Annotated in this window: 12 protein-coding genes; 8 read left to right on the forward strand and 4 right to left on the reverse strand. The window is 45.9% G+C overall.

The features are described from left to right. Positions 1 to 117 precede the first annotated feature (117 nt). From DVG78_RS09345 to DVG78_RS09355, 3 genes are all read left to right on the forward strand, one after another. Positions 118 to 852: a class I SAM-dependent methyltransferase gene (locus DVG78_RS09345; protein WP_114460814.1), complete on the forward strand. Its 735-nt coding sequence runs from the start codon at positions 118 to 120 to the stop codon at positions 850 to 852. A 122-nt stretch (positions 853 to 974) separates the two neighbouring features. Next, on the forward strand, positions 975 to 2,210 hold the full coding sequence (gene lysA, locus DVG78_RS09350; protein WP_199563221.1) for a diaminopimelate decarboxylase: 1,236 nt from the start codon (positions 975 to 977) through the stop codon (positions 2,208 to 2,210). Positions 2,211 to 2,313: 103 nt separating this feature from the next. Next, positions 2,314 to 3,027: a YebC/PmpR family DNA-binding transcriptional regulator gene (locus DVG78_RS09355; RefSeq protein ID WP_114460816.1), complete on the forward strand. Its 714-nt coding sequence runs from the start codon at positions 2,314 to 2,316 to the stop codon at positions 3,025 to 3,027. A 179-nt stretch (positions 3,028 to 3,206) separates the two neighbouring features. Here DVG78_RS09355 and miaA read toward each other — a convergent pair whose 3' ends face one another. Together miaA and DVG78_RS09365 are read right to left on the reverse strand one after the other, a co-directional pair. Then, positions 3,207 to 4,118, reverse strand: coding sequence for a tRNA (adenosine(37)-N6)-dimethylallyltransferase MiaA (miaA, locus tag DVG78_RS09360; RefSeq protein WP_114460817.1), 912 nt, complete (start codon positions 4,116 to 4,118; stop codon positions 3,207 to 3,209). Positions 4,119 to 4,179: 61 nt separating this feature from the next. Continuing rightward, positions 4,180 to 4,632 (reverse strand): lipocalin family protein, encoded by a 453-nt coding sequence (locus DVG78_RS09365; RefSeq protein ID WP_114460818.1) that lies wholly within the window; start codon positions 4,630 to 4,632, stop codon positions 4,180 to 4,182. 139 nt (positions 4,633 to 4,771) lie between these two features. On the opposite strand from DVG78_RS09365, the gene DVG78_RS09370 reads away from it, so the two are divergent. Continuing rightward, positions 4,772 to 5,452, forward strand: a complete 681-nt coding sequence (locus DVG78_RS09370; RefSeq protein ID WP_114460819.1) for a DUF4230 domain-containing protein — start codon at positions 4,772 to 4,774, stop codon at positions 5,450 to 5,452. A 194-nt stretch (positions 5,453 to 5,646) separates the two neighbouring features. On the opposite strand, the gene holA is transcribed toward DVG78_RS09370, so the two are convergent. Both holA and DVG78_RS09380 read right to left on the reverse strand, forming a co-directional pair. Then, positions 5,647 to 6,669 (reverse strand): DNA polymerase III subunit delta, encoded by a 1,023-nt coding sequence (gene holA / locus DVG78_RS09375; RefSeq protein WP_114070478.1) that lies wholly within the window; start codon positions 6,667 to 6,669, stop codon positions 5,647 to 5,649. A gap of 89 nt (positions 6,670 to 6,758) precedes the next feature. Next, complete coding sequence (locus DVG78_RS09380; protein WP_114460820.1) at positions 6,759 to 8,057, reverse strand: type IX secretion system plug protein; 1,299 nt, start codon at positions 8,055 to 8,057, stop codon at positions 6,759 to 6,761. 97 nt (positions 8,058 to 8,154) lie between these two features. Between DVG78_RS09380 and DVG78_RS09385 the strand changes: the two genes are divergently transcribed. The 4 genes from DVG78_RS09385 (at position 8,155) to DVG78_RS09400 (ending at position 12,768) form a co-directional block, all read left to right on the forward strand. Beyond that, the gene (locus DVG78_RS09385) at positions 8,155 to 9,180 is read left to right on the forward strand and encodes a S66 peptidase family protein (protein ID WP_114460821.1); all 1,026 of its coding nucleotides are present in this window, start codon (positions 8,155 to 8,157) and stop codon (positions 9,178 to 9,180) included. Between the two features lie 81 nt (positions 9,181 to 9,261). Further along, the gene (locus tag DVG78_RS09390; protein WP_114460822.1) at positions 9,262 to 10,245 is read left to right on the forward strand and encodes a gliding motility protein GldB-related protein; all 984 of its coding nucleotides are present in this window, start codon (positions 9,262 to 9,264) and stop codon (positions 10,243 to 10,245) included. A 273-nt stretch (positions 10,246 to 10,518) separates the two neighbouring features. After that, positions 10,519 to 12,327, forward strand: a complete 1,809-nt coding sequence (locus tag DVG78_RS09395) for an ABC transporter ATP-binding protein (protein ID WP_114460823.1) — start codon at positions 10,519 to 10,521, stop codon at positions 12,325 to 12,327. Between the two features lie 102 nt (positions 12,328 to 12,429). Next, positions 12,430 to 12,768, forward strand: a complete 339-nt coding sequence (locus tag DVG78_RS09400) for a phage holin family protein (protein ID WP_114460824.1) — start codon at positions 12,430 to 12,432, stop codon at positions 12,766 to 12,768. Positions 12,769 to 13,019 lie beyond the last annotated feature (251 nt).

Genomic DNA, 13,019 nt, shown 5'->3' on the forward strand with positions numbered 1-13,019 from the left:
ACAGAAAAATAATAAACTGAAAAATGAAAAATACAAAAGGGCTTCTAATCAACTATTTACAGATAAGTTTCTTTTAAAGCAGCTTCTGATTTAATGATTTTATAAAATTGCTACTCCATGAAAGATCTTTTTTCAGGCCACGCCACCGATTACGCCCTCTATCGCCCCGACTACCCCGAGGCGTTGTACCAGTGGGTTTTTCGGCACGTCCAACATTTTGATAAGGCGTGGGATTGCGCCACCGGCAACGGACAGGTGGCAACCGTTTTAGCAAAATACTTCCGCGAAGTCGAAGCGACTGACCTCAGCCAAGCTCAAATCAGTCAGGCGGTTTTGTTACCCAATATTCATTATCAAGTAAGCCCCGCCGAAACCACGCCCTTTGACGCAAATACATTTGATTTAATTACCGTCGGACAAGCGTTGCATTGGTTTGATTTTGCGCTTTTCAACAAAGAAATAAAACGAGTAGCAAAAAAAGGCGCAATTATCGCCGTATGGGGCTACGAATTGCTCACTATCTCCCCCGAAATTGATGCCATTATTCTGGATTTTTACCAAAATACCATCGGCGATTATTGGGACGACGAGCGCCGCCACATTGAAAACCAATACGCTGACGTTCCTTTTCCGTATAAGACGCTTAAAAAGAGTGTTTTTCTGCAAAATTACGACTGGTCGTTGGCCCAACTCTGCCATTACCTCAACACTTGGTCGAGTGTGCGTAAGTTTGAAAAAGCCAACGGTTACAACCCAATTGAAGCCCTGCATGACCGCTTAATCGGTGTTTGGGGAAGCGCATCGACTCGTTTGGTTACATTTCCCGTTTTTGCACAACTCGGTGAGGTTTGAAAAAGCAGAAGCATCAACTATCTTTGCGGCTTCATTTTCAACCAATCAACTTTTTTCTGTCGCTGACCTCCGCCCTCTTATGCGTTAAGAGAATAATGATCAGCGAATTAGCCCAAATCATCATGCAATTAGTAAACGACCGTTACGAAATCCAAGGAATACCCGTTTTAGACATCGCGCAGCAATTCGGAACCCCACTCTACGTATATGATGCCGATAAGATAGTCGACAAAATCAATCAGTTGCGTAACGCCTTTCCATCGGTCGATTTAAAGATAAAATTTGCCTGCAAAGCCTTGACCAATGTTTCCATTCTGAAATTGATGCGCCAAAACGGCGTGGAATTGGACGTAGTTTCCCCACAGGAATTGGAGCTAGGGTTGCACGCTGGCTACGCAGGCTCACAGATTACATTTACTCCCAGCGGGGTTTCTTTTGATGAAATCGAAACGGCCGTGGCCGTTGGTTCAATCATCAACCTAGACAACCTGATTGTCCTCGAAAAATTTGGGCAACGTTTTGGCGGCACGGTGCCGTGCATGATTCGCATCAAACCCAACGTGGCCGCGGGTGGAAACGCCAAAATCATGACCGCGCACGAAGGTTCCAAATTTGGCATTGACATTCGGCAACGCGAAGATATTCTGCGAATTGTGAACCAATACGGCATCAACGTCGTAGGATTGCACCAGCATACGGGTTCTGACATCAAAGAAGCCAATGCTTTTGTCCGTGCCGCTGACGTTATTTTTAACTTTGCCAAAGATTTTCCCAACCTCCAAATCATCGACTTGGGCGGAGGCTTTAAGGTGGCCTACAAAGAAGGAGACCCTACCACCGACATGCCCGCGCTGGGCGCTAAACTCAGTGAAGCCTTTTTAGCCCTCAGCGCACAATTGGGCCGCAAGCTTCAATTGTGGTTTGAACCGGGCAAGTTTCTGGTCAGCGAATCTGGTGTTCTGTTGGTAAACGCCAATGTGGTAAAATCAACCCCCAATCGCACTTTTGTGGGGGTTAATTCGGGCCTTAACCACCTGATTCGCCCGATGATGTACGATGCGTACCATCACATTGTCAACGTTTCAAACCCCGTTTCTGACCAGCTCAAAACCTACGACGTAGTAGGCTATATCTGCGAAACCGACACTTTTGCCACCGACCGACCGCTCACGGAAGTGCATGAAAATGATATCCTTGCGCTACTCAACGCGGGTGCCTACGGATTTACGATGAGCAGCCAGTACAACAGCCGTTTTCGCCCCGCCGAGGTGTTGGTCTATCAGGGCAAGGCGCACATCATTCGCCAACGCGAAACGATGGAAGACATTCTGAAAAATCAAGTACTTTTGGAACTATAACCGCGCCAAGGGGCCAGCAAGCGCAGAATATCGACGACGCTCGGCCCAACATTTGACGCCTTTTTTTACAAATTCATTAAAATCACACATTTACTCATTCAATATGGGACGCGCATTTGAATACCGAAAAGCCAGTAAATTAAAACGTTGGGGAATGATGGCCAAAGTCTTCACCCGAATCGGTAAAGACATCGTAATGGCCGTAAAAGCTGGCGGTGCTGACCCCCAAAACAACTCTCGTTTGCGGGCCATTATCCAAAACGCCAAGGCAGCCAACATGCCCAAAGAAAACGTTGAAAGGGCCATCAAACGGGCAATTTCCAAAGATCAGGAAGATTACAAAGAAATTGTATACGAAGGAAAAGGCCCTCACGGAATCGCGATTTTGATCGAGGCCACCACCGACAATACCAACCGTACCGTAGCCAACGTCCGCAGTTATTTCAATAAATTGGGCGGAAGTTTGGGTACTTCGGGGATGTTGGATTATTTGTTTGACCGCAAATGTCTTTTCAAAATTGCCAACGAAGGCATCGACTTGGAAGAGCTTGAATTTGAACTCATTGACTTGGGCGGTGACGAGGTATTTTTGGACGATGAAACCAACGAAATCAACATTTACGGTGAATTCTCGGCTTTTGGAGCCATTCAGAAATTTTTGGAAGAAAAAGGCTACGAACTAAAAGGCGCTGAATTTACCCGAATTCCGACGGAATTAAAGGAACTTTCGGAAGAAGAAATGGCCGAAGTAGACAAGCTCATCGAGCGCCTCGAAGAAGACGACGACGTGCAGAATGTGTACACCAATATGAAGTAATTTACCAAAGATAAGTGGTGTGTTATTGTGAATGATGGGATGGTTGCTTACAACCATCCCCACGCTAACCGCTTCAACGCCTCGACCGACGCGCTTCCGCAAGGTGCGTCGGGTTACTCACAACCCGACGTTTTTCAAACATACCCAAATTTAGGCTCAAGCCCTTAAGATCTTTTCTTCTATTCCTGCGCTGTCGTCGTTGATTGAATATAAGCGAGCACTCCCTCAAAATCATCGGCCTGAAATCCTTTAAAATTTCCTTGATGTTTAAACCACGTAATTTGTCGCTTTGCGTAGCGGCGAGAGTTGCGTTTGAGAAGTCGTACCATTTCTTCATAATCATATTGGCCATCCAGATAGTCAAACACTTCTTTGTAGCCAACGGTTTGCAGGGCATTATGTTCCCGATACGCCACCAACGAACGGGCTTCTTCGACCAAGCCTGCCGCTAGCATTTGCTCCATCCGGCGGTCTATGCGCTGGTATAGTTCCTCCCGCTCTCTTTCCAACACAATTTGCAAAATTCGGAAAGGACGTTGCGCAGGCTGGTGTTCTCTAAAAGATGAAAACGGTTTCCCCGTCAATAAACAAACTTCCAACGCCCGCACCACGCGCTGCGTATTCTGAAGGTCATTGGATTCGCAATATACAGGGTCTAAGGCCCGAAGTTGGGTCTGCAAGAACTCCAGACCTTGCGTCTCCAGTCGGTGCATCAGTTCAGCCCGCAATTCGGGTGGGGTTTCGGGCAAATTATCCAAACCTTCACAAACGGCCTTGATGTACAGTCCCGAACCGCCCGTCAAAATCGCGACATCCTGTTTTTCAAAAAGTTGAGCCAACACCGCCAAAGCATCTCGCTCAAAAGACCCCGCACTGTACAAAATATCAATGGAATGAGAATTGATAAAATGGTGCGTAATCCCCTGAAGTTCAGCTTCTGATGGCTTGGCAGTACCGATGTTAAGCTCTCGATAAAACTGTCGGGAATCGGCAGAGATTACTTCGGTATTCAGCATTTGTGCCAATCGGACACAAAAGTCAGTTTTTCCAACGGCGGTAGGGCCCGCAATGACAACGAGAAGTTTTTGCAAAACACTGTTAAATAGTTATCCGTAAAGACGGCGCTTCGACGAAATCGCTTGTTAAAAAGAGCTAGACTTTCTTAAAAGTACGTTCGATGGTTTCTCCAAAAAGCGTTTTTATCGAAAGCCGCAGCGTAGTATTGTTGAGTTCAAGGATTTTAAAACGTTGTTCATTGTTGATAATCAACTCCGTTTCATCCGTATTAAATGACCACGTTCCTTTTTCGTAGGTCTGCGGGTCTTGTGAGTAACATTTGGTATCGCCCTCGTTAATCTCATAAGTTTTGTCGGTACGATAAACGGTTTGGTCATCACGGCTGCAAACAAGCGATTGATTAAAGACGTCTTTTCCGTCAATTTTAGACGATATCATCACCCAAGTTTTTAGGGATGTTCCCGCCAAAAGTTCAGTTTTAGTAACGCCAGGGGCAGGAGTTGGGTCTTCTTCGTTACTTGTTTTGGAACATTGCGTCAAACCAAACACAATGCTCAACATCAGTACCCATGTATAAATCTTTTTCATAAGAATCAGGCCGAAATATTATTTTCAAAATAACGCTTTTATTTTCAATCAAGCAATGATTCTGCCAAAGTAACTGCACAAGGTAGACAACATTCTATTGGTCATAAATTTTCCCTAACTTTCGCAAAATCCGACAATTATGGGCTTTTCATCACTTATTTTTTTCATTATTACCTTAGTATTGGGCGGGAGTTTAGGGTTTGGCATCTTTTATGTACTGACCCAAAAACAAAACGCTAACAAGCAATTGGTTCAATCTTCCACCATTCTCCTCGAACGCATCGAAAAGGTCTTCAAAGTGGTGATGGCAGAGGGTTATTTTACCGAAATCTTTGATTACAAAGATGATAAGACCTATTGGTACCTCTTCAAAAACTCCAAAAAAGCACTGGTCATTGCCAAAGCAAAAGTGTTGGTAGGTTTTGATTTTGCCAAAATGCGCTACCATATCGACGAAAAAACCAACAAAATGGTCGTAGAATACTTCCCCGCCCCTGAAGTCTTGTCGATTGATACGGACTACAAATTTTATGACATTGAAAATGGTCTCTGGAATCGCTTCAATCAGGAAGATTATACCAACCTGCTCGTGGACGCCAAACAAGCCATGAACGAAAAAGCCCTCACCAGCGACCTGCCGCGCATTGCCAACAACCAAGTCCAATTTATGATGTACCAATTGGCCGCCTCTATGGGCTGGAACGTCGATATGCAACTCCCTCTTACTAACCAACAAAAACTGGAAGAGTTTAAAATCTACGAAGAAGTCAAAGCCGAAGTGAAGGAATTGGGCGAAGGAGACGCGGGGAAAGAAATGTAAAACCGAGGAACTTAAAACCGAAAAATGTAGAACCCAAGAATGTAAAACCGAAAAACTTAAAAATATAGAACCAGGCAGTGATACCGTCAAAATTGGCTTAACATTCCTTTTGCGGTTTTACCCTTTATCCTTTTGCAGTTTTACATTTCTCGGTTTTTCGGTTTAATATTTTACGGTTCACAGCAAAACGCTTCTCAATGCAATATCCTGAAAATCAACTCTTTCAAAACAGCTTCTTCGTTTACGCTTCCAACTTCTATGCCTTTGGAGGCGTTGTCGGCGCGGCGAATGGCTTTGATGACATTTACGACGTGGCCTAACGAATATTGACGCGCTGCCGAAAGATAATCCTTGACAAAAAAAGGATTGACGCCCAGCACCGATGCCAGATTTCCTTCCGATTTGTCGGGCGTTCCGTGAACGACCAGCACTTTGCTGAAAAAATTATAAAGAATAATCAACACCTGTGGCAAAGGATTGTCTTTGGTATTGGCTGCCAGATAGTTAGCGATGCGGTTGGATTTCAGAATATCCCGTTGCGTAAGTGCTTTTTGGAGTTCAAATACGTTATATTCTTTGCTGATGCCGACGTATTTTTCGACAATCGCCGCCGTAATTTCTTCACTGGCAGTGAGATTGAGCAGGATTTTATCAATCTCGCTCGTAATGCGTTTGAGGTCGTTACCAATATTTTCGACCAACATCTGAATGGCTTTGATGCTGATTTTTGTCCCTAAACTTCGGGCGTACTCCCCTACCCAATCGGGCAGTTTGTTGTCGTACATTTTTTTGCTCTGAATCATCGCTCCGTGTCTTTCAAAGACTTTGGGCAATGATTTGCGCATGTCGAAGTTTCCTTGAAAACACAGCACCAAAATCGTAGAAGCGGGAGGACGCGAGGCATAATCTTCCAAAAACGCCGTTTTCTCTTTTGAGTCAAAACCACTGATTTGCTGTGCTTCTTTGACCAATACTAATTGCCGCTCGGCCATGAACGGAAACCGTCGCGCGTAGTTGAGAATGGTGCCGATGTCGGTCTCTTTGCCAAACAACACAAACTGATTAAAACCTTTTTCGGCTTCGGGAACCGCTACTTTTTCGATAGCATCCGCCAGTAAATCAATATAATATGGCTCATCGCCGTGAATAAAATACAGCGGTTGTAGCTTTTTTTGACGAATATCTTTGAGGGCTTGCTCGGGCGTAAAAGTGGGCATTGTTTGGGAAAACCAAAAGGCAAAAAGTGTAAAAGCAAAAGTGTATGGCGCAAAAATCGGGATTTGGGGCGCGGAAATCAACAATTACTTTATCTTCTTCCAAATTCTACGAGTCGATAACCCACCAATTGGTCGGCGCGCGCGGCGGGCGGACGGTGATACACAAAGATTTCGTAGTCATTGGCGGTGTTGGAAAAACTACCTTCAAAGGATGTTTCGTCAACGCGTCCGTCGTTCAAAACCGCGTAATAACAATAGTTAGCTACGCCCTGCTTGATATAAATACTGGCTTCGTAGGCGTTGCGTTCGGTGTTGTAGGTCATCCGGTTGGCATCTTCGCGCTGCCAAAGATTGAATGCCCCCCCTACGTAGACCTGCGCATTGGGATACGACGGGCTTTGCAGCGTAAACACCACATTGATATAATCGGCTTCGTTGGTACTGTTGGCGGCATCCTGATTCAGCACAATGTATTGACCGTTTAAATCCTGCGCCTGAAAACTCGCCCCACCGCCCAAACGCGAAGCATCAGGCCGTAAATGCGCAATGGTCTGGTCTGGCAGCTGTTGTACATCCCTCACACTCATACCCGATGCCCTCGACAGACGCGTATCAAACCACCGAAACTCGTTTCCTGCCAACAGATTATTGGACAAATCAAAGGGGCGATATTCCAACCGTTGGTCAAAAATCCGCACGTTGGTAGGGCGCAGTTTGGTAATGACCTTGTCCCAACGGAAGTTTTGACGAATCACAATTTTCAAATCTTCGGCGGGCGACAAAATTTCGTAGCCTCGGTATTCCAAGTCAAAATCCACCTGTTGATGCGTGCGCTGCTCGGCAATGCCCGTCGACAGTCGAACTTGCGGAAATACATTCACGCGGGGTTGATACATCATAAATCGACGGGTGAGCACCAACTTGGCCGGACGAACATCTTCATAGACGGCGAGGACATAATTGCCCGACAATTTCAGTTTTGGCACCTCTAGGGTATAATGAAAGTAAGGAATTTTGGTATTGAAAGACGCCTGATAATTGTTGATGGCGTAATCGTTGTATTCATAAGTAAACTCAATATCGTTCAGATTGGAAGGCGCCCAATCGGCATTACAGTGAAAAATTTTGTACCGAAACGACCGAAATCGGGCCGTTAAATCGTCAAATTCGGCAATGAGCGGCGCGCCCGCGTCCAAACTGATAACGGGCGGGTAGGTAGTCCGCGCGGGGTCTTGCAGTTGGTTGGGCGATGGATAAATACCCACGGTTTTGATGTTGGTTTCGTACGTTTTGTCTTCGTACCGAATCGCGGGGAATTTTTGGGCTAAGAGTCCTGCCGAACCGCTTAACCCCATGAATAGCAAAAACAAACTCCGGAGGGTCATCATATAATCATCGTCATTTATGGCTTAAAACTAACGTATGTGAAGCACATTTTATGTTGGCAATTATTTATATTAGCAAAAAATGTAAAAACGACTTTTCATGCACCGCCGAAATTTCCTGCACACGCTTGCCGCCACTGCCGCCGTTTCCACTCCTTCTTTTTCAAAAAATAAGCCAACCATCAAACCTCCTCGCCTCAAACCTGGCGACACCGTTGGGTTGGTTTGTCCGGCCGCCCCCGCCTACAGCAAACAAACCGTTCAGGTACTCATAGAATCCATGCAGGCGTTGGGCTTTAAGGTTAAATTGGGCAAGCGAATGTGGGAGCGCTACGGCTATTTGGGCGGCAAAGACGCCGACCGTGCCGCCGATTTAAATGATTTCTTTGCCGACTCGTCGGTACAGGGAATAGTGTGCGTTCACGGCGGATGGGGCTGCGCGCGACTTCTGCCCTTGTTGGATTATGACATGATTCGTAAAAACCCCAAAGTCATCGTTGGATACTCAGACGTTACCGCCTTGTTATTAGGCATTTATAGCCAAACAGGTCTACTTACCTTTCATGGCCCCGTGGGAGCCGTGAGTTGGAATGAGTTTACGGTAGGTTACTTCCGAAAGGTATTGATGGACGCCGAAGCGGTGTTTTACGAAAATCCGAAAATAGTGGGCGATAATCTCACGCAAGTCGCCGACCGCATTGATACCATTGGTTCGGGCAAAGCGCGTGGCAAACTATTCGGCGGAAACCTGACCGTCTTGAGTCATTTGCTTGGCTCGCCTTACGTACCCGACTGGAAAGGTTCGCTCTTTTTTTGTGAAGACGTCGACGAAGCTCCTTATCGCATGGACCGCATGATAACGCAGGTAAAACTCTGCGGTATTTTGGACGAAATCAACGGGTTTATTTTCGGTAAATGTACTGACTGCGAGCCCGGTAACGGCAGCTACGGCTCACTCACTCTCGAAGACCTTTGGAACGACCACATCCGTCCCTTCAACAAACCCGCGTATTCGGGAGCGATGATTGGGCACATCCGTCAAAAATTCACCATTCCCGTAGGCATCGAAGCCGAAATGGACGCCGATGCGGGCACGATTCGATTTTTGGAAAGCGCAGTGTTATGAAGAAAGTTGCCCATTAAAAATCGGTTAACCACAAACTTTTAGCGATATTTTTGCGTTTCAAGTAGGTCATTGCCTCCTTTCATGAAATCAATTTTCTATTCTATTCTCGCTTCGGCGGCACTTTTTATGGCCTCATCAGGCTGTGATACCCCGCCCAAAGAAATCCCCGTTACCGTTCGTCGTTTGGAAAACGAGCTTTTTGCGGCCAAAAATCCTGACGAAATTGCGGGATTACTCACCAAAAACCCTTACCTGAGAGCGTATTTTGGGCTAGACAAAAGCATCCCTGACTCACTCATTGTCAATCAATTGTATACCAATATTACCAATTCTGATTTGCAGAAATTCAACAAAGACCTGCAAACACAATTTGGGGATTTAGCACCCATAAAAACGCAACTGCAACAGGCGTTTGGGCAGATTCAAGCCAATTTCCCCGATTTTAAAGCCCCGCAAATAGTCACCACCGTGACGGGTTTTATGGGCAGTGATTTGTACGTTTCCGACAGCGTGATTGTCATCGGTCTTGATTATTTTGGCGGGCCAAAAGCCAAGTACCGCCCCCAACTATTTGATTATCAACTCCGTCGGTATCAACAAGAATACATTGTGCCTGCCGTTTTGTTTTTCATTTCGGAGAAATACAACAAAGTACCCGAAAACGACCAAACACTGCTCGCCGACATGATGTGGTACGGCAAAGGCTTCGAATTTGTCAAGCACGTAGCCCCCGAAACACCCGACAGCCTCATTATTGGCTATTCGCAGGAGCAGCTCGAAGATATATACGCTTCACAAGAAGACATTTGGGCATATTTTTTGGACCGCAAGCTGTTGTACCAAACCCGCGATGCCGAAAAAGACCGCTTCATCAGCGAGCGTCCTGCCACGCCCGAAATAAGCCAATATTGTCCCGGCGGAATCGGTCGTTGGGTAGGTTGGCGCATCATCAATCGGTATTTGGCAGAAAATCCATCCACCAAACTCCCTGATTTAATGGCTAATACCAATGTTAGGCAGTTGTTGGAGCAATCAAAATACAAGGGGCAAAAAGAAGAAGAGTAACTTTGTGATCCCGCTGGGATTCAAACCAAGAACACATACATTAAAAGTAGTTGTTCGATACTTGAATATAAGTAAATGCTTGTAAGTAGTTTATAGTATTCACACACCCCGCGGCTAAAGCCGCACCCCTCTCAAGAGGGGATTTTACTTAATTCCCCTCCTTGGAGGGGTGCCCTGAAAGGGCGGGGTGGGTCTTCGACCAGCTTTAAAATAATGCAAATAAATTTAAAACACCTTCTTAGAAGTAGTTAAAGCATAAAATTAACCCACAAAATGGCAAAAGGAAGAGGAACGGGCGTGGAATTGTCGCCCGAAGATAAAAAGCGCAAACTCAGCAAAGAAAGTCTGTCGAAAGCCCTCAAGATATTTCGATTTATTTTACCCTATAAAAAAACGTTTCTGGTAGGAATCCTTTTCCTGCTTCTCTCACTGACGACCAACCTTATTTTCCCCAAATTGATTGGCGAAATTGTGGCGGTGATTGAAGGAAAATCCACTTATGAACTCAATCAGGTGGTTCTTTTTCTGATTGGTATTTTGGTGCTGCAATCGCTCTTTTCGTTTGGGCGTATTTATTTTTTCTCCATCGTGAGCGAGAAAGGCATGGCCGATATTCGGCGTACTTTATACGGCAAAATCGTATCTTTGCCCATTCCTTTTTTTGAACAACGCCGCGTGGGCGAACTCATGAGCCGCATCACCTCCGATGTACAGGCGTTGCAGGATGTGCTGTCATTTACGTTGGCCGAATTGTTTCGTTCATTGGCCACGGTGGTGGTGGGTATCGTGATTATCTGCTTTATTTCTTGGAAACTGACCATTTTTATGTTGGCCACATTTCCCGTGGCTATTGTAGTAGCCATGATTTTTGGGCGCTACATCCGCAAACTCTCCAAGAAAGCCCAAGACGAACTGGCAAACGCCAACGTCGTGGTGGAAGAAACGCTCCAATCCGTAACAATCGTAAAAGCTTTTACGAATGAATTTCTCGAAATCAACCGCTACGGCGATGCGCTCTCTCGCGTTATCACGGCCTCGTTAAAAGCGGCCCGTTTTCGCGGTGGATTCGTTTCATTCATCATTTTTGCGCTGTTTGGCGGCATCGTCGGGGTGGTGTGGTACGGTGCTACGCTGGTACAAAGCGGCGAAATGCCCTTTTCTGAATTGATGACCTTCATTTTCTACACCATGTTTATTGGGGGTTCTATTGGCGGTTTGGGCGATATGTATGCCCAGATTCAGAAAACCTTAGGCGCTTCGGAGCGATTGCTGGAAATTTTGGATGAAAAATCAGAAGTGGATGTGCACCAACAAATACAACCGATTACCGTTAACGGCAATATCGCTTTTGATAACGTACAATTTGCCTACCCGACCCGACCCGATATGCAGGTTTTGAAAGGCGTTTCGCTCAACGTACCTGCCGGTCAGAAAATCGCGTTGGTGGGTTATAGCGGTGCTGGAAAATCAACCATTGTACAACTTTTGATGCGTTATCATACCCCGCTGGGCGGCAAAATCTCGGTAGATGGGCAGGATATTCAGACGTTTGATATTACGGCTTACCGCCAAAACATCGCCGTGGTGCCTCAGGAAGTCATTTTGTTTGGCGGCACCATCCGCGAAAACATCGCTTACGGCAAGCCCAACGCCACCCACGAAGAGATTCGGGAAGCCGCCCGCAAAGCCAACGCCCTCGACTTTATTGAATCTTTCCCCGACCAATTGGAAACCGTCGTGGGCGAACGCGGCATCAAGCTCTCAGGCGGTCAACGTCAACGGATTGCCATTGCAAGGGCCATTTTGAAAGACCCCAAAATCCTGATTCTCGACGAAGCCACCAGCTCGTTGGATGCCGAATCGGAGAAATTGGTACAAGATGCCCTCGACCGTTTGATGCAGAATCGCACCACAATCATCATCGCCCACCGACTAGCCACCGTCCGCAATGTAGACTGCATCTATGTCATCAAAGAAGGCACCATCTTTGAGTCTGGCACCCACGAAGAACTGGCCATGAACGAAAACGGCCTGTATGCGGGCCTGATTAAGTTACAATTTGAATTGGTCGACGGCGTTTAGTGGAAATACCCGACAATTGTCCATTGGATTTTCGGGAGTATTTCTAATTTTACAACCGAAAATCTTTCCTTATTCATTTTCAAACCAAACCTTTCTTCTTTTATGATAAATCTGATTGTACGCCTCATTGTAAGCACTATTGTGGTGATAGCCGCCAGCCGCGTGCTCCAGGGCTTTTACGTTGACACCACCCAAACCGCCATTATTGTCGCCATCGTGATGGGACTGCTCAATACGTTTATAAAACCGATATTGCTCTTTTTCTCATTGCCCATCACCATTCTAACCCTTGGTTTGTTTTATTTCGTCATCAACATCCTGATTGTTTATCTCTGCGATTATCTGGTAGACGGCTTCAGCGTTTCGAGCATTTTGGCCGCTTTATTGTTCAGCTTAGGATTGTCGTTGGCGCAAGCCATAGTTGGCATTTTTCTGGACTAAAAACGTACGTTTAAATATAAAAAGGGCCTGATTTTATCGAAAATCAGGCCCTTTTGGTTGAACTTGGTGGGGCAGGTTTCTCAAAACCGCCCGCGAGGGTGTTGATGCCATTGTTGGTGTTATCACCATAGCCGTCAGGCTAAGCCATTAAAATATCTTTGGGCGATGGTCTAATCGTGTTTTTGTCCAGCCTTCTCTTTTCTTTTTTCGCTGTACGAAAGAGAGATTCAAACAAATTAGCTATCCACTCC

Source organism: Runella aurantiaca (assembly GCF_003339505.1).
In the GTDB taxonomy this organism is placed as follows: Bacteria; Bacteroidota; Bacteroidia; order Cytophagales; family Spirosomataceae; genus Runella; species Runella aurantiaca.

Coding starts and splice junctions, on each gene's coding strand:
- DVG78_RS09345 (WP_114460814.1), top strand. CDS start 118: ATGAAAGATCTTTTTTCAGGCCACGCCACCGATTACGCCCTCTATCGC.
- lysA (WP_199563221.1), top strand. CDS start 975: ATGCAATTAGTAAACGACCGTTACGAAATCCAAGGAATACCCGTTTTA.
- DVG78_RS09355 (WP_114460816.1), top strand. CDS start 2,314: ATGGGACGCGCATTTGAATACCGAAAAGCCAGTAAATTAAAACGTTGG.
- DVG78_RS09365 (WP_114460818.1), bottom strand. CDS start 4,632: ATGAAAAAGATTTATACATGGGTACTGATGTTGAGCATTGTGTTTGGT.
- DVG78_RS09370 (WP_114460819.1), top strand. CDS start 4,772: ATGGGCTTTTCATCACTTATTTTTTTCATTATTACCTTAGTATTGGGC.
- holA (WP_114070478.1), bottom strand. CDS start 6,669: ATGCCCACTTTTACGCCCGAGCAAGCCCTCAAAGATATTCGTCAAAAA.
- DVG78_RS09380 (WP_114460820.1), bottom strand. CDS start 8,057: ATGATGACCCTCCGGAGTTTGTTTTTGCTATTCATGGGGTTAAGCGGT.
- DVG78_RS09385 (WP_114460821.1), top strand. CDS start 8,155: ATGCACCGCCGAAATTTCCTGCACACGCTTGCCGCCACTGCCGCCGTT.
- DVG78_RS09390 (WP_114460822.1), top strand. CDS start 9,262: ATGAAATCAATTTTCTATTCTATTCTCGCTTCGGCGGCACTTTTTATG.
- DVG78_RS09395 (WP_114460823.1), top strand. CDS start 10,519: ATGGCAAAAGGAAGAGGAACGGGCGTGGAATTGTCGCCCGAAGATAAA.
- DVG78_RS09400 (WP_114460824.1), top strand. CDS start 12,430: ATGATAAATCTGATTGTACGCCTCATTGTAAGCACTATTGTGGTGATA.